15 protein-coding genes are annotated in these 14,940 nt (G+C 61.8%); 12 read left to right on the top strand and 3 right to left on the bottom strand.

Annotated features, from left to right (window positions below; translation table 11 throughout):
- The first annotated feature begins 132 nt into the window (after nt 1-132).
- Both BLS08_RS07530 and lpxH read left to right on the top strand, forming a co-directional pair.
- On the top strand, nt 133-624 hold the full coding sequence (locus BLS08_RS07530) for a peptidylprolyl isomerase (RefSeq protein ID WP_017677173.1): 492 nt from the start codon (nt 133-135) through the stop codon (nt 622-624).
- A 149-nt stretch (nt 625-773) separates the two neighbouring features.
- Nucleotides 774-1,502, top strand: coding sequence for a UDP-2,3-diacylglucosamine diphosphatase (lpxH, locus tag BLS08_RS07525; protein ID WP_017677174.1), 729 nt, complete (start codon nt 774-776; stop codon nt 1,500-1,502).
- Between the two features lie 257 nt (nt 1,503-1,759).
- On the opposite strand, the gene miaE is transcribed toward lpxH, so the two are convergent.
- Nucleotides 1,760-2,413, bottom strand: coding sequence for a MiaE family protein (gene miaE, locus BLS08_RS07520; RefSeq protein ID WP_017677175.1), 654 nt, complete (start codon nt 2,411-2,413; stop codon nt 1,760-1,762).
- A 157-nt stretch (nt 2,414-2,570) separates the two neighbouring features.
- On the opposite strand from miaE, the gene BLS08_RS07515 reads away from it, so the two are divergent.
- Nucleotides 2,571-3,434, top strand: coding sequence for a universal stress protein (locus BLS08_RS07515; protein ID WP_017677176.1), 864 nt, complete (start codon nt 2,571-2,573; stop codon nt 3,432-3,434).
- A 60-nt stretch (nt 3,435-3,494) separates the two neighbouring features.
- Here the strand turns inward: BLS08_RS07515 and BLS08_RS07510 are convergent, their stop codons facing one another.
- The gene (locus tag BLS08_RS07510) at nt 3,495-3,971 is read right to left on the bottom strand and encodes a DUF1289 domain-containing protein (RefSeq protein WP_017677177.1); all 477 of its coding nucleotides are present in this window, start codon (nt 3,969-3,971) and stop codon (nt 3,495-3,497) included.
- Between the two features lie 529 nt (nt 3,972-4,500).
- Between BLS08_RS07510 and acnB the strand changes: the two genes are divergently transcribed.
- From acnB to BLS08_RS07465, 9 genes are all read left to right on the top strand, one after another.
- Nucleotides 4,501-7,116 (top strand): bifunctional aconitate hydratase 2/2-methylisocitrate dehydratase, encoded by a 2,616-nt coding sequence (acnB, locus tag BLS08_RS07505; protein WP_186351387.1) that lies wholly within the window; start codon nt 4,501-4,503, stop codon nt 7,114-7,116.
- Nucleotides 7,117-7,263: 147 nt separating this feature from the next.
- Nucleotides 7,264-7,473, top strand: coding sequence for a YgdI/YgdR family lipoprotein (locus BLS08_RS07500; RefSeq protein WP_017677179.1), 210 nt, complete (start codon nt 7,264-7,266; stop codon nt 7,471-7,473).
- 227 nt (nt 7,474-7,700) lie between these two features.
- Nucleotides 7,701-8,912, top strand: a complete 1,212-nt coding sequence (locus BLS08_RS07495) for a CmpA/NrtA family ABC transporter substrate-binding protein (protein ID WP_017677180.1) — start codon at nt 7,701-7,703, stop codon at nt 8,910-8,912.
- A gap of 18 nt (nt 8,913-8,930) precedes the next feature.
- Nucleotides 8,931-9,509 (top strand): ANTAR domain-containing response regulator, encoded by a 579-nt coding sequence (locus tag BLS08_RS07490; protein WP_017677181.1) that lies wholly within the window; start codon nt 8,931-8,933, stop codon nt 9,507-9,509.
- Nucleotides 9,510-9,654: 145 nt separating this feature from the next.
- Nucleotides 9,655-11,004, top strand: a complete 1,350-nt coding sequence (locus tag BLS08_RS07485; RefSeq protein ID WP_017677182.1) for a pyridoxal phosphate-dependent decarboxylase family protein — start codon at nt 9,655-9,657, stop codon at nt 11,002-11,004.
- Between the two features lie 133 nt (nt 11,005-11,137).
- On the top strand, nt 11,138-12,367 hold the full coding sequence (gene alaC / locus BLS08_RS07480; RefSeq protein ID WP_017677183.1) for an alanine transaminase: 1,230 nt from the start codon (nt 11,138-11,140) through the stop codon (nt 12,365-12,367).
- Nucleotides 12,368-12,529: 162 nt separating this feature from the next.
- A complete protein-coding gene (locus BLS08_RS07475) occupies nt 12,530-13,252 on the top strand; it encodes a 1-acylglycerol-3-phosphate O-acyltransferase (protein WP_017677184.1) in 723 nt (240 codons plus the stop codon).
- A gap of 146 nt (nt 13,253-13,398) precedes the next feature.
- Nucleotides 13,399-13,593 carry a hypothetical protein gene (locus BLS08_RS07470; protein WP_017677185.1) on the top strand — a complete coding sequence of 65 codons (195 nt, stop codon included), beginning with the start codon at nt 13,399-13,401 and terminating at the stop codon, nt 13,591-13,593.
- A gap of 10 nt (nt 13,594-13,603) precedes the next feature.
- The gene (locus BLS08_RS07465; protein WP_017677186.1) at nt 13,604-13,846 is read left to right on the top strand and encodes a hypothetical protein; all 243 of its coding nucleotides are present in this window, start codon (nt 13,604-13,606) and stop codon (nt 13,844-13,846) included.
- Between the two features lie 42 nt (nt 13,847-13,888).
- Here BLS08_RS07465 and BLS08_RS07460 read toward each other — a convergent pair whose 3' ends face one another.
- Nucleotides 13,889-14,614, bottom strand: coding sequence for an amidotransferase (locus tag BLS08_RS07460; protein WP_017677187.1), 726 nt, complete (start codon nt 14,612-14,614; stop codon nt 13,889-13,891).
- Nucleotides 14,615-14,940: the final 326 nt, after the last annotated feature.

Genomic DNA, 14,940 nt, shown 5'->3' with positions numbered 1-14,940 from the left:
AGGGTAGGCCGCTTCGGGCAAAGTCCGTATCATAACCAACCTGTCAAGCCCCTGACAGGGTGCATGCCACCCTGACAAGCGCTGTTCACCTCAGGGCCACTGGCTCGAACCTGCCTCATCACGGATACGATCATGATCAAACTGCACACCAACCACGGCGTCATCACCCTGAACCTGTTCGCTGACAAGGCCCCGGAAACCGTGGCCAACTTCGAGCAATACGTGAAGGAAGGCCATTACGACGGCACCATTTTCCACCGCGTGATCGGCAACTTCATGATCCAGGGCGGCGGTTTCGAACCGGGCATGAAGCAGAAGCCGACCCGCGCACCGATCAAGAACGAAGCCAACAACGGCGTGGCCAACAAGGTCGGCACCGTCGCCATGGCTCGCACCATGGAGCCGCACTCGGCCAGCGCGCAGTTCTTCATCAACGTCGCCGACAACGGCTTCCTCAACCACAGCGCACCGACCGTTCAGGGCTGGGGCTACGCGGTGTTCGGTGAAGTGGTCGAAGGCATGGACGTGGTCGAGAAGATCAAGGGCGTCGCCACCACCATGAAATCCGGCCACCAGGACGTACCGGTGGACGACGTGGTAATCGAGAAGGCCGAAGTCGTCTGACAGACCGACGAAAAACTACTGCGCTAGGCTATGCGTCGTTGCGGCCGGCCTCGGGCTGCTCATTTACAGCCCGTAAACTCCGCGCCCTCGGCCACCCGCGCCTAGCCTAGCCGTCGCTCGCTACCTTTTTCATCGGTCTGTTGAACGAAATGATCCTGCTGATCTCCGATCTGCACCTCGAAGAGAAACGCCCGGACATCACCCGGGCGTTTCTGCTTTTTCTCGCCACCCGCGCGCGCCAGGCCGAGGCGCTGTATATCCTCGGCGACTTCTTCGAAGTCTGGATCGGCGACGACGGCATGACGCCCTTCCAGCACGAGATCGCCCGCGCTCTGCGTGAGCTGAGTGATGCCGGCACGCACATCTACCTGATGCACGGCAATCGCGACTTCCTTATCGGCAAGGCGTTCTGCCGCGAGGCCGGCTGCACCCTGCTGGGCGACCCGCACAAGGTGCAGATGAATGGCGAGCCGGTACTGCTGATGCACGGCGACAGCCTGTGCACCCTCGATGTCGGCTACATGAAGCTGCGCCGCTGGCTGCGCAATCCGCTGTCGCTGCTGATCCTGCGCAACCTGCCACTGAGCACGCGACAGAAGCTGGCGCGCAAGCTGCGCAACGAAAGCCGCGCACAGACGCGGATGAAAGCCAGCGAGATTGTCGACGTCACGCCAGAGGAAGTGGTCAAGGTGATGGCCGCGCATGGTGTGCGCACGCTGATCCATGGCCACACCCACAGGCCGGCTGTGCATGAGCTGGAAGTCAACGACCAAGCGGCACGGCGCATCGTGCTGGGGGACTGGGATCGCCAGGGCTGGGCGCTGCAGGTCGACGAAACGGGCTTCAACCAGGCGCCGTTCGAACTGACGCCAGCCTGACCGTAGCCCGGATGAAATCCGGGGGATCTTTCGATAAATCCCCGGATTTCATCCGTGCTACGACTGCAGGGCCTTGCTCCCCTCTCCCGCTTGCGGGAGAGGGGCTGGGGGAGAGGGCAACGGCGTAGGCTGAAGCCCCCTCTCCCGCCCTGCGGGCACCCTCGGCTTTGGCGTCCTGCGTCGCCCTACCTCCTGCATCCATGCAGTCGTCTCCCATAAATGGGAGAGGGTCATCAGATGGCCGCTTTGCGACTACTTTATGCGGGCACGCCACTATGGAAACGGAACTGCTCATCTGGCGTGGTGATCAGCTCCTGCTCCACTGCGCGCACCACCTCGATACGCGCATCCACGTCGGCCGCGTCGCCATACAGGTAGGCAAGCTTGAGATAACCGCGGTAGTGACGCCCTTCGCTCTCCAGCAATCCGGCGTAGAACTTGGCCAGTTCGGCATCCAGGCGTGGTACCAGGGCCGCGAAGCGTTCGCAGGAGCGCGCCTCGATGAAGGCGCCCACCACCAGCACATCCACCAGCCGCTCCACTTCGCCACCGCGCAGCAACGCGCGCAGGCCGGCCGCGTAACGCGAGGCGGAAACATGACGAACCTCGATGCCACGCCCGCGGATGATCTTGCTCACCTGCTCGAAGTGCACCAGCTCCTCACGAGCCAAACGCGACATTCTCGCGGTCAATTCGGTCTTGGTCAGGTAGCGCCCCATCAGGCTCAGGGCCGTCTGCGCTGCCTTGTACTCCAGGTTGCGGTGGTCGAGCAGGAGGATTTCCTGCTGGCGCAGGGCCTCGTCCAGCCAGGCATCCGGCGTGGCGACGCCACCGAGAAACCCGAGAATTTCCTGCAGAATCGACACAGGTTCTTCACCGTTAGTCGGAATTTGCTCAGCATTTGACATCATATTTGAAGCGCTCTAGGTGCTGGCGAGGTTGAAAATGGCGGGCCATTATACGAGTGGCAGGTCGGACGACCAGCACGCCGTTGATGCAGGTCAACAAGCCGCTGGCAACGACGCACCTATAGTTGAATAAGCGCTATTCATTCTCAGGGAGACGACCATGCAAGCGATCCGTAGCATTCTGGTGGTGATGGAGCCCCAGCACCCCGAAGGCCTCGCACTGAAGCGGGCAAAACTGATAGCGGGAGTCACCCAGTCGCATCTGCACCTGCTGGTCTGCGACAAGAAAGGCGACCACAGCGCCTGGCTCAGCGATCTCAGCAGCACCCTCGGTGAAGAAGGTTTCAGCGTCTCCACTCAGCAGTCCTGGCATGACAACCCGCACCAGACCATCATCGCCGTGCAGCAGGCTGAAGGCTGTGGATTGGTGATCAAGCAACATCTGCCGGACAACCCGCTGAAAAAGGCCCTGCTCACCCCGGAAGACTGGAAGCTGCTGCGCTACTGCCCGGGTCCGGTGCTGATGGTCAAGACCGAGCGCCCCTGGATGGGCGGCAACATCCTCGCCGCCGTGGACGTGGGCAACGCCGATGGCGAACACCGCACCCTGCATGCCGGGATCATCAGCCATGGCTACGACATTGCCGGCCTGGCCAAAGGCACCCTGCACGTGACTACCGCGCATCCGACACCGATGCTGTCGGCAGCCGACCCGACCTTCCAGCTCAAGGAAACCATCGAGGCGCGCTACCGCGAGCAGTGCCGCAGCTTCCAGGCCGAGTACGACATCAGCGATGAGCGCCTGCATGTACTCGAAGGCCCGGCCGACGTGGTAATTCCGCAGGTTGCCCATCAACTCGACGCGGCGGTCACGGTGATCGGCACCGTCGCGCGCACCGGGCTTTCCGGCGCACTGATCGGCAACACGGCCGAAGTCATACTCGACGCACTGGAAAGTGATGTGCTGGTGCTCAAGCCGGACGAAATCATCGCCCACCTCGAAGAGTTGGTGGCGCAACGCTGACCGGTGCCTGAAACGAAAATGCCGCTCCGGAACGAGCGGCATTTTTACCTGCACAGAGGGCTAGACCCTCAGCTCCAAGCCTTCGCGCAGAAACTTCGGCGCAATGTAGCGCTCGTAATGCGCCTCGGAGAGCAGAAAGAACTCCCTGTCGATGGCATCGCGCAACTCAGGCAGCGCCCAGTAGCGAAACTCGGGCAGCAGCACCATGCCGTAGGCTTCCAGCTGATTGATCACCCGCGCGCCCCGCGCGATCAGCTGATAGGCCCAGCAATAAGGCGATTGCTGCGGCACGAAGCGGATCTGCCGCTGCTCTAGTTGCCCGCGCAGACGCTGCTCGTCGAACACCTCCACCTTGGCGGTCATCACCTGCACCAGCAACACTTCCAGCCGCGTCCACACCGCACGCTTCTCGTCGTCGTTGTAACTGTTCCAGTTGATCACCTCATGGTGGAAGCGCTTGCAACCGCGGCACACGACATCGCCGTAAACGGTCGAACACAGCCCCACACAAGGCGTCTTGATGCGCTGATTGGACATGGCAAAACAGAATAGACAGCAGAATGGCCTGGCATCTTAGCCCTTTGTCTAATTCAGATCACCCCTGCCGACAGGCCACCGAAAACTACCTGCGTTGGCACTACAGCGTAAAAATGGCCTCAAAATGCTCATTTAGAACAGCTAAGCTGCACTTTTTCGGCCTTTTTTGCTTTGTATTGCCTGCCTCGACCACATTTTCAACAGCCTGCCGACACGGGGACATCGGCTTAACTTTATCTGCGCTTTCCATTAGAATCGGCCCGCCTTTTACGGCGCCAATGTCCGTTGGAAGCTGTTTTCAAAGCGTCACGAGCACAGTCGATCCTGCAGGTACGATGGCGACGCAGCCACTTGGAGTCCCCCCGAGCGTCTGCGTCAGCCCTCATCAGAAACCGTCCTGCCGGCGTAAAACTTTGAAAGCAGCTTCTACAAGAGACTCATGAAACCTCGGCTGATCGGCTCATAAAGTCGAAAAGCGCCTGGTCATGAGTATCTGGATCGCGTCCCGGACAACCCTTTGGGACCACTGATGAGGGTAATAACTGTGCTTGAAGCCTATCGCAAACACGTAGCAGAGCGTGCCGCTCAGGGTATCGTGCCCCAGCCGCTGAACGCCGAACAAACCGCAGGCCTGGTCGAGCTGCTGAAAAACCCGCCGGCTGGCGAAGAAGAATTCCTCGTAGACCTGATCACCAACCGCGTACCGCCAGGCGTGGACGAAGCGGCCTACGTCAAGGCCGGCTTCCTCTCTGCCATCGCCAAGGGCGAAGCCACCTCTCCGCTGATCAGCAAGCAACGCGCTGTCGAGCTGCTGGGTACCATGCAGGGCGGCTACAACATCGCCACCATGGTCGAGCTGCTGGACGATGCCGCCCTGGGCACCGTTGCCGCCGAACAACTCAAGCACACCCTGCTGATGTTCGACGCCTTCCACGACGTCGCCGAAAAAGCCAAGGCTGGCAATGCCAACGCCAAGGCCGTGCTGCAGTCCTGGGCCGATGGCGAGTGGTTCACCAACAAGCCGGCCATCGCCGAGAAGTACAGCCTGGCCGTGTTCAAGGTGCCTGGCGAAACCAACACCGACGACCTGTCCCCTGCCCCGGACGCCTGGTCGCGCCCTGACATCCCGCTGCACGCCCTGGCCATGCTGAAAATGGCTCGCGACGGCATCGTGCCGGAGCAGCAAGGCGCCATCGGCCCGCTGAAGCAGATCGAAGAGATCAAGGCCAAGGGCTTCCCGGTCGCCTACGTCGGTGACGTGGTCGGTACCGGTTCTTCCCGTAAGTCCGCCACCAACTCGGTGCTGTGGTTCTTCGGCGATGACATCCCCTACGTTCCGAACAAGCGCGCTGGCGGTTTCTGCTTCGGCACCAAGATCGCCCCGATCTTCTACAACACCATGGAAGACGCCGGCGCCCTGCCGATCGAGTTCGACGTGTCGAACATCAACATGGGCGACGTGATCGACGTTTACCCGTACGCCGGCAAGGTCTGCAAGCACGGCACCGACGAAGTCATCACCACCTTCGAACTGAAGACCCCGGTGCTGCTCGACGAAGTGCGCGCTGGCGGCCGTATCCCGCTGATCGTCGGCCGTGGCCTGACCGAGAAGGCGCGTGCCGAGCTGGGCCTGGGCTCCTCCGACCTGTTCAAGAAGCCGGAGCAGCCGGCTGACAGCGGCAAGGGCTTCACCCTGGCGCAGAAGATGGTCGGCAAGGCCTGCGGCGTCGAAGGCGTACGTCCGGGCACCTACTGCGAACCGAAGATGACCACCGTCGGCTCCCAGGACACCACTGGCCCGATGACCCGCGACGAGCTGAAGGACCTGGCTTGCCTGGGCTTCTCCGCCGACCTGGTGATGCAGTCCTTCTGCCACACCGCGGCCTATCCGAAGCCGATCGACGTCACCACTCACCACACCCTACCGGATTTCATCCGCACCCGTGGCGGCGTATCCCTGCGTCCGGGCGACGGCATCATCCACAGCTGGCTGAACCGCATGCTGCTGCCTGACACCGTCGGCACCGGTGGCGACTCGCACACCCGCTTCCCGATCGGCATTTCCTTCCCGGCCGGCTCCGGCCTGGTGGCCTTCGCCGCCGCCACCGGCGTGATGCCGCTGGACATGCCGGAATCGGTGCTGGTGCGCTTCAAGGGCAAGATGCAGCCAGGTATCACCCTGCGTGACCTGGTCCACGCCATCCCCTACTACGCCATCCAGAAAGGTCTGCTGACCGTCGAGAAGAAAGGCAAGAAGAACATCTTCTCCGGCCGCATCCTCGAGATCGAAGGTCTGGACAACCTGACCGTCGAGCAGGCGTTCGAGCTGTCCGATGCCTCCGCCGAGCGTTCGGCTGCCGGTTGCACCATCAAGCTGCCGGAAGCGGCCATCGCCGAATACCTGCAGTCCAACATCACCCTGCTGCGCTGGATGATCAGCGAAGGCTACGGCGATGCCCGCACCCTGGAGCGTCGTGCCCAGGCGATGGAAGCCTGGCTGGCCAACCCGGTGCTGATGGAAGCCGACAAGGACGCCGAGTACGCCGAAGTCATCGAGATCGACCTGTCCCAGCTCAAGGAGCCCGTCCTGTGCGCCCCGAACGACCCGGACGACGCCCGCCTGCTGTCCACCGTGGCCGGCGACAAGATCGACGAAGTGTTCATCGGTTCGTGCATGACCAACATCGGCCACTTCCGCGCTGCCGGCAAGCTGCTGGACAAGGTCAAGGGCGGCATCCCGACTCGTCTGTGGCTGTCGCCGCCGACCAAGATGGATGCCCACCAGCTGACCGAGGAAGGCTACTACGGCATCTACGGCAAGGCCGGTGCCCGCATGGAGATGCCGGGCTGCTCGCTGTGCATGGGTAACCAGGCACGTGTGGCTGCCAACTCCACCGTGGTGTCGACCTCCACCCGTAACTTCCCGAACCGTCTGGGCGATGGCGCCAACGTGTACCTGGCCTCCGCCGAACTGGCAGCGGTCGCTTCGATTCTCGGCAAGCTGCCGACCGTCGAGGAATACATGGCCTACGCGAAGGATATCGACAGCATGGCTGGCGACATCTACCGCTACCTGAGCTTCGACCAGATCGCCGACTTCCGTGAAGCCGCGGCCAACGCCAAGATCCCGGTCGTTCAGGCCTGATCAAAGCGTCGTAGAAAAAGCCCCGACTAGTGCGGGGCTTTTTTATGCACGCACACATGGGCCTTTTGCCGCACCCGGCTTGCAGCCAGTGCGCCACCGTCTACCTTCTGAAATGGGAGCCCCCAGATCATCATTCAGGAGCACGTCATGAAACCATGGATCATCGCCGTCCTGTGTCTGTTCGGCCTGGCCGGTTGCAGCAGCGAGTACATCATCACCACTACCGATGGCCAGATGCTCACCAGCGACGGCAAGCCGGAACTGGACAAGGACACCGGCATGCTCGAATTCACCGATAGCGAGGGCCGCAAGCAGCAGATACCGCAAAGCAGCGTGAAGCAGATGCTGGAGCGCTGAACGCCTCATCCAACAGCGCATGCTCTGCGCACTGGCATATGCCTTGCTTTCTCTACGTACAGTGAGCCTCTCCGGCGACGGACAAGGCCCGAACGACAACGGCGTCGTATCCGAACTCGGCCCTTTACGGCGGTGATCGGTACGACGCCTTTTTTGTGGGCCACCCGCACAGCCCTGCAAACCTCAGCCGGCGGCTCGGAACCTAATGTGTGGATGAAGGAAGTGACATGAGCGAACAGCATATCCCTCGCGGCGACGCCCTGGCCTGGGTCGGCGGCAGCGATGCACCGGAAAAGAGCGTGCTGAACATCGGCTTCATGGCCCTGAGCGATTCCGCCTCGGTGATAGTCGCGGCCACCCAGGGCTTTGCCGAAAAATACGGGCTGAGTCTAAAACTGCGACGCCAGGCCTCCTGGGCCGGCCTGCGCGACCGCCTGCTCAGCGGCGAGCTGGACGCCGCCCACAGCCTGTATGGTTTGATCTATGGGGTCCAGCTCGGCCTCGGTGGTGCAGCGGCAACCGACATGGCGGTGCTCATGGGGCTGAACCAGAACGGCCAGAGCATCAACCTGTCGCACACGCTGCAAAGCGCCGGCGTGACCAGCGGTGAAGCACTGCACCAGCATGTGCACCAGAACAGAGCAAGACTGACCTTCGCGCAGACCTTCCCCACCGGCACCCATGCCATGTGGCTTTACTACTGGCTGGCCAGCCAGGGCATCCATCCGCTGCGCGACGTGGACAGCGTGGTGGTGCCACCGCCGCAGATGATCGAACACCTCGAGGCCAAGCGCATCGACGGCTTCTGCGTCGGTGAACCCTGGACCGCCAAGGCCGTCGATGAACAACTCGGCTGTACCGTCACCACCATCCAGGCAATCTGGCCGGATCACCCAGAAAAGGTGCTGGGCTGCACCCGCGCCTTTGCCGAACAGAACCCCAATACCGCCCGTGCGCTGATCATGGCGGTGCTCGACGCCGCACGCTTCATCGATGACAATGAGGAAAACAAGCGCAGCACCGCCCTGCTGCTCAGCGGCAGCGAATACGTCAACGCGCCAGTCTCGGCGATCACCCCGCGCTTTCTCGGCCAGTATCAGGACGGCCTCGGCCACGCCTGGCAGGACGAGCATCCGTTGCGCTTCCATGCCGGTGGCCTGGTCAACCAGCCCTACCTGTCCGATGCCATGTGGTTCATGACCCAATTCCGCCGTTGGGGCCTGCTACGCAAGGACCCCGACTACCTGGGCGTGGCCCGCCAGGTGCAGCAACTGGCCCTGTACCGCGAAGCCGCTACGGCGCTGGGAATTGCCGTGCCGGGCGAGATGCGCAGCTCCATCCTGCAGGACGGCACCTGCTGGGACGGCAGCGCCCCTGCCGCGTACGCGCGCAGCTTCAGCCTCCATGCCCTGGCCGACAGCCCGGCTGTCGCCCTGTAACCGCCGGGAGATCCATCGATGCTGCGTATCCTTCTGATCAACGACACCCCGAAGAAGGTCGGCCGCCTCAAGTGCGCGCTGATCGAGGCCGGCTTCGAGGTCATCGACGAATCCGGGCTGACCATCGACCTGCCGGAGCGGGTCGAGGCCGTGCGCCCCGACGTTATTCTGATCGACACCGAGTCCCCTGGCCGCGACGTGATGGAACAGGTGGTACTGGTCAGCCGTGACCAACCGCGTCCAATCGTCATGTTCACCGACGAACACGACCCCAGCGTGATGCGCCAGGCAATCCAGAGTGGCGTCAGCGCCTACATCGTCGAAGGCATCCATGCCCAGCGCCTGCAACCCATCCTCGACGTCGCCATGGCCCGCTTCGAGAGCGATCAGGCATTGCGCGCCCAGCTCCAGGCACGCGATGCCCAACTGGCCGAACGCAAGCGCGTCGAACTGGCCAAGGGCCTGCTGATGAAGATGAAGAGCTGCAATGAGGAAGAGGCCTATACGCTGATGCGCCGGCAGGCCATGAGTCGCCAGCAGAAGCTGATTCAGGTGGCCGAACAGATCATTGCGATGCATGACATGTTGGGTGGTTGAGCAACTGTACCGCTAATACAGTGCACTGTATCGGTTCAGACTGTATCACTCAGTCAACTGTAGCAGCCGCCTTCGTTGACGCCTGTGTATGCCGCGCTCTGCAGGGCTCGGCTAGGGTAGACAGCCCCTAGCCGAGGATTCCCTCATGACCGAACACGACCTGCTGGTCGAAGCCGACCGCCGCGCCCTGGCCTACCTGGACGGCATCCCCACGCGCCGGGTCTTCCCCGACGCCTCAGCCATCACCGCCCTGGCCACCTTCGACCGGTCCCTGCCAGAGCAAGGCCATGCTGCCGATCAGGTACTCTGCCAGCTCGACGAAATTGGCTCACCAGCCACCGTGGCGAGTAATGCCGCGCGTTACTTCGGCTTCGTCATCGGCGCGACGCTGCCAGTGGCAGCAGCTGCCGAACGCCTGGTACTGGCCTGGGATCAATGCGCCTCGTCTTTCGACAATTCTCCAGTCGCTGATCGGCTGGAGAAAATTGCCGGACGCTGGGTCTGCCAAGCACTGGGGCTACCGGATCAGAGCGCCGTGGGATTTGGCACCAGTGCGACCGCCTGCACCCTGGCCTGTATTTCTGCCGCACGGCGCGTGCTGCTGGCACGCCAGGGCTGGGATTTTGATGGCGACGGATTACTCGGCGCACCACAGATCCGCGTCGTACTCGCAGAAACGGCGCACATCACGGTGAAGAAAGCACTGCGCGTGCTCGGTTTCGGCATGAACCACCTGCATTATGCGCCCGTGGACGAGTACGGGCGTATCGACCCGGCCCGACTCCCTGAACTGGATGAACGCACGCTATTGATATTGCAGGCCGGCGAGGTCAACACCGGCGAGTTCGACCGTTTTGCCGAACTGATTGCCATCGCCCGCGAGGCTAACGCCTGGGTGCATGTCGACGGCGCATTCGGCCTATGGGCGCGAGCCTCATCCTCAGCGCATTTGCTTGAGGGCGTCGAGCTGGCAGATAGCTGGACGACCGATGGACACAAGTGGCTGAACACCCCTTACGACAGTGCCATGGCGATCTGTCGTGACGCCAATGCACTGGCCGCCGCGATGAACAGCGATGCTGCCTACGCCTCGGCAAGCAAGGATGCGCAGAAGAACCTGACACTGGAGTTCTCTCGTCGCGCCCGTGGCATCGCCATCTGGGCGGCCCTGGCCAACCTGGGCCGCACCGGCCTGCAAGCGATGATCGACCGCCATATCCGCCAGGCTGAAGAACTGGCCAACACATTACGTAACGCCGGCTATCAGGTACTGAACCGGGTTGTGCTGAACCAGGTATTGGTGCGTGGCGATACGGACGAACAGACCATCGCCATTCGCCAAGCAGCCCAGGCATCTGGCGAAGTCTGGTTCGGCCCGACCGTCTGGCAGGGGCGCCCCGCCTTTCGCCTCAGCCTTTGCTCCTGGCGTACCGAAGACGCCGATGTGGAGGCACTGGGCGCCTTGCTGCTGCGCTTGAAAGATGAGTTGAGCTGAATCGACTGATTCGCTGTTTTAGCCTGCAACTGCGCTGGACAGCGCAGTTCGGCAACCCTTATCTTTAGCGCCGGCCACCGCAGTGGCCAACGTCGCTCGGACGGTTCCGGGCGCTTACGTATCCGAGGAAATCATGGCTGACAACGCCAAGCGCCGCTTTGCGCGCATCGATCGTCTCCCCCCCTACGTCTTCAACATTACCGCCGAACTCAAGATGGCCGCACGCCGTCGCGGTGAAGACATCATCGACTTCTCCATGGGCAACCCCGACGGCGCGACTCCACCGCACATCGTTGAAAAGCTCGTGCAGGTCGCCCAGCGTGAAGACACCCACGGATACTCCACCTCCCGCGGTATTCCTCGCCTGCGCCGTGCCATCTCGCGCTGGTACAAGGACCGCTACGACGTGGAGATCGATCCGGAAAGCGAAGCCATCGTCACCATCGGCTCCAAGGAAGGCCTGGCGCACCTGATGCTGGCCACCCTGGACCACGGTGACACCGTACTGGTGCCCAACCCCAGCTACCCGATCCACATCTACGGCGCGGTGATCGCCGGCGCTCAGGTACGCTCTGTACCGCTGGTACCGGGCGTGGACTTCTTCGCCGAGCTGGAACGGGCGATTCGCGAGTCGATCCCCAAGCCGAAGATGATGATCCTCGGCTTCCCCTCCAACCCCACCGCGCAGTGCGTGGAGCTGGATTTCTTCGAGCGCGTGGTCACCCTAGCCAAGCAGTACGATGTGCTGGTGATTCACGATCTGGCCTACGCTGACATCGTCTACGACGGCTGGAAAGCGCCGTCGATCATGCAGGTGCCGGGCGCCAAGGACATCGCGGTGGAGTTCTTCACCCTGTCCAAGAGCTACAACATGGCCGGCTGGCGCATCGGCTTCATGGTCGGCAATCCCGAGCTGGTCAGCGCCCTGGCACGGATCAAGAGCTACCACGACTACGGCACCTTCACCCCGCTGCAGGTCGCGGCCATCGCCGCGCTGGAAGGTGACCAGCAGTGCGTGCGCGATATCGCCGAACAGTACCGGCAACGCCGCAACCTGCTGGTCAAGGGCCTGCACGAGATCGGCTGGATGGTGGAGAAGCCCAAGGCCTCGATGTACATCTGGGCCAAGATTCCCGACGCCTATGCTCATCTTGGCTCGCTGGAGTTCGCCAAGAAGCTGCTGGCAGAAGCCAAGGTCTGCGTTTCGCCCGGCCTGGGTTTTGGCGACTATGGCGACGACCATGTGCGCTTCGCCCTGATCGAGAACCAGGACCGTAGCCGTCAGGCGCTGCGCGGCATCAAGGCGATGTTCCGCGCAGACGGCCTACTGCCGGGTAAGCCGGCCAAAACCGAGACCGAGTAAGTATTGAAGGGCGCCGTGAGGCGCCCTTTCTGCATGGGCACGGAAACCGACAAGTTCTGCGACAATTCATGACGTTACGCACGCCAAGCGGTAGTTTCGAGCAATTGCCCGCCAGAGTGAACGCCCGTACACTGCGCGCCCCTTCCCTGACGGTTCTCCCCAATGCTTTACGTCTTGCGCATGCTGCTGATGGGCGTGCATTTCATCCTGGCCGGCCTGCTTGGCCTGCTGCTCGGCCTGTGCCGCCCGTTCAACCCCGACAACAGCCGCCTCTGCGCACGTCTCTATTCGCTGCCCGCCCTATGCCTGCTGCGCCTGAAGCTGAAGACCGACGTACGCCCGCTTTTAGAACACCAGCGCTCCTGCGTGATCATCGCCAACCACCAGTCCAACTTCGATCTCTACGTGCTTGGCCGCGTGGTACCGGAGCGCACCGTGAGCATCGGCAAGAAGAGCCTCAAGTGGGTGCCATTCTTCGGTCAGCTCTACTGGCTGGCCGGTAACGTGCTGATCGATCGCAGCAATGCCGTAGCCGCCAAACGCGCAATGCTGACGACCACCGAAACCCTGCGCAATCGCGACACTTCGATCTGGGTCTTCCCGGAAGGCACGCGCAACCTTGGCCGAGGCCTGCTGCCGTTCAAGAAAGGCGCGTTTCAGATGGCGATCACGGCCGGTGTTCCGATCATCCCGGTGTGCGTGAGCAACTACAGCAAAGCCATGCGCCTGAATCGCTGGAACAGCGGCCGCATCCTGATTCGCTCGCTGCCGGCAATTCCTACTGCCGGCCTGAGCCTGGACGACATGCCCGCGCTGATGGAGCGTTGTCAGCAGGCCATGAGCGAATGCATCAGCAGCATGGACAAGGAGCTGGCATCTGCGTGAAGCGTGACGCGGGGTGCCGGAGCGAGCAGGCAACCCGCGCCTGCTATCAAATCCATCGATAGTTACTCTGCAGAACATCCATTATTCAATCGAAATGACTTCGACGATTCTGTGCCCACACCCACTCCGGACCAGGAGCACAGAACATGTCCCGCCTCTCTCAAGCTGCCCGCAACGGCGCCCTCGCTGCCATCGGCCTGTACCTGATCAGCACCTCGACGGTGCTGGTCGTGAGTTACGCTACCTTGCAGCCAAGCACTCCAACCTTTGAACAACCAGGCCCACTGCACAGCCTGATCACGCATTTGCCCGCCCTGCTCGGCACGCTCTCGCAGGGATGAGGGAACGGCCATGATCAGAACCCAACGCACTCGCCTGCTGATGCTTGCCAGTCTGTCCCTGCTGACCACCCTGCTCGCACTCAGTGGTATTGGTAAAGGCTCGGCTGGCGCCGTGGCGCGCAATATCGAGTGCAGCCACAAATTGGCTCACCACCTGGACCTGGCCGAGAGTCTCAAGCGGCAACGTAGCAGCCCACCGCCAAGCAGAAGCGAACAGCTCTCGCCTTACTTCGTGCTCACCCAGCAGGCATGAAAAAGCCCGGCAAACCGGGCTTTTTCATGGACCGAATCAGGCTCAGGCCTTGCTTTCCTTGCCTTGAGCGACAAAGCGCATCATCCACTCAGCCACTGCACTGCCCTGCTGCGAATGCTTGAGGCTGTCCACGCCCTGCTGATAGACCTGCTCACCGAGATGCTGCTGGCGCAGATCGAGTAATGCCCGCGAGTAGTCGTGAACGAACTCTGGATGCCCCTGGAAGCACAGCACCTGATCCTCGATGTGGTAGGCGCCAATCGGGCAGAAGTCACTGGAAGCCAGCAGCGTGGCCTTCTCTGGCAGGCGGGTGACCTGATCCTGGTGGCTGATCAACAGTTGCAGCTCGTCCAGAGCCGGGCTCATCCACTCGGGCTTGCCTGCCAGACGATAACTGTGCACGCCAACGCCCCAGCCCTGTTCGGCACGCTCGGCCTTGCCGCCAAGCAGCAGCGCCAGCAGTTGATGGCCAAAACAGATGCCCAGCAGCTTGTCGCCGCGCTTGTAGCGCTCGAGCAGATACTCCTTGAGGGTCTGAATCCAGGGATCGCTGCCGAAAGAATCCGCCTTGCTGCCGGTCACCAGATAGGCATCGAATTTCTCGCTATCGGGCGGGTAATTCCCTTCCACCACGTTGTAGACACTGAACTCTGCCGTGACCGGCTGTTGAGCGAACAGCTGCTCGAACATGTGGCCATAACCCTGGTACTGGTCGACCAGTTCGGGGCGGAGGATGTCAGTTTCCAGGATGCAGATACGCAGCGACATGAGGTTTCCTGTGGTGAACATGCGGGCGGGTGATTTGTGCGTTTTTCTTAACACATCATGCAGCCCAATGAAATAGCGCCATAACCCTGAACACCGATAGAAGTGCCGCATGCCAGGCTCTGAGAGGAGTCTGACTCTCGTCAAGAAAATTTTACAACCTGCCGAACGAGCCCCAGCCAGGCGCCGTTAGCGCATGAGCGAGCCAAGACCTCAGGACCACCCTAACGACCTGATTGATTAGAAAATGCTCAGCAGGTCACAGCCCGAGGGCCCATGAACGACGAACGGCTGATCAAAAAATGAACTACAGCGCTTACCATTGCTCT

The sequence above is a fragment of the Ectopseudomonas chengduensis genome, assembly GCF_900102635.1.
GTDB classification, from domain to species: Bacteria; Pseudomonadota; Gammaproteobacteria; order Pseudomonadales; family Pseudomonadaceae; genus Aquipseudomonas; species Aquipseudomonas chengduensis.
This window is presented reverse-complemented; position numbering and strand designations above follow the sequence as displayed.

Bases quoted from the DNA above. Each gene is read 5' to 3' on its own strand.
- lpxH (WP_017677174.1), top strand. From the start codon at position 774: ATGATCCTGCTGATCTCCGATCTGCACCTCGAAGAGAAACGCCCGGAC.
- BLS08_RS07460 (WP_017677187.1), bottom strand. From the start codon at position 14,614: ATGTCGCTGCGTATCTGCATCCTGGAAACTGACATCCTCCGCCCCGAA.
- BLS08_RS07465 (WP_017677186.1), top strand. From the start codon at position 13,604: ATGATCAGAACCCAACGCACTCGCCTGCTGATGCTTGCCAGTCTGTCC.
- BLS08_RS07475 (WP_017677184.1), top strand. From the start codon at position 12,530: ATGCTTTACGTCTTGCGCATGCTGCTGATGGGCGTGCATTTCATCCTG.
- BLS08_RS07515 (WP_017677176.1), top strand. From the start codon at position 2,571: ATGCAAGCGATCCGTAGCATTCTGGTGGTGATGGAGCCCCAGCACCCC.
- miaE (WP_017677175.1), bottom strand. From the start codon at position 2,413: ATGATGTCAAATGCTGAGCAAATTCCGACTAACGGTGAAGAACCTGTG.
- BLS08_RS07470 (WP_017677185.1), top strand. From the start codon at position 13,399: ATGTCCCGCCTCTCTCAAGCTGCCCGCAACGGCGCCCTCGCTGCCATC.
- BLS08_RS07490 (WP_017677181.1), top strand. From the start codon at position 8,931: ATGCTGCGTATCCTTCTGATCAACGACACCCCGAAGAAGGTCGGCCGC.
- alaC (WP_017677183.1), top strand. From the start codon at position 11,138: ATGGCTGACAACGCCAAGCGCCGCTTTGCGCGCATCGATCGTCTCCCC.
- BLS08_RS07495 (WP_017677180.1), top strand. From the start codon at position 7,701: ATGAGCGAACAGCATATCCCTCGCGGCGACGCCCTGGCCTGGGTCGGC.
- acnB (WP_186351387.1), top strand. From the start codon at position 4,501: ATGAGGGTAATAACTGTGCTTGAAGCCTATCGCAAACACGTAGCAGAG.
- BLS08_RS07485 (WP_017677182.1), top strand. From the start codon at position 9,655: ATGACCGAACACGACCTGCTGGTCGAAGCCGACCGCCGCGCCCTGGCC.
- BLS08_RS07510 (WP_017677177.1), bottom strand. From the start codon at position 3,971: ATGTCCAATCAGCGCATCAAGACGCCTTGTGTGGGGCTGTGTTCGACC.
- BLS08_RS07500 (WP_017677179.1), top strand. From the start codon at position 7,264: ATGAAACCATGGATCATCGCCGTCCTGTGTCTGTTCGGCCTGGCCGGT.
- BLS08_RS07530 (WP_017677173.1), top strand. From the start codon at position 133: ATGATCAAACTGCACACCAACCACGGCGTCATCACCCTGAACCTGTTC.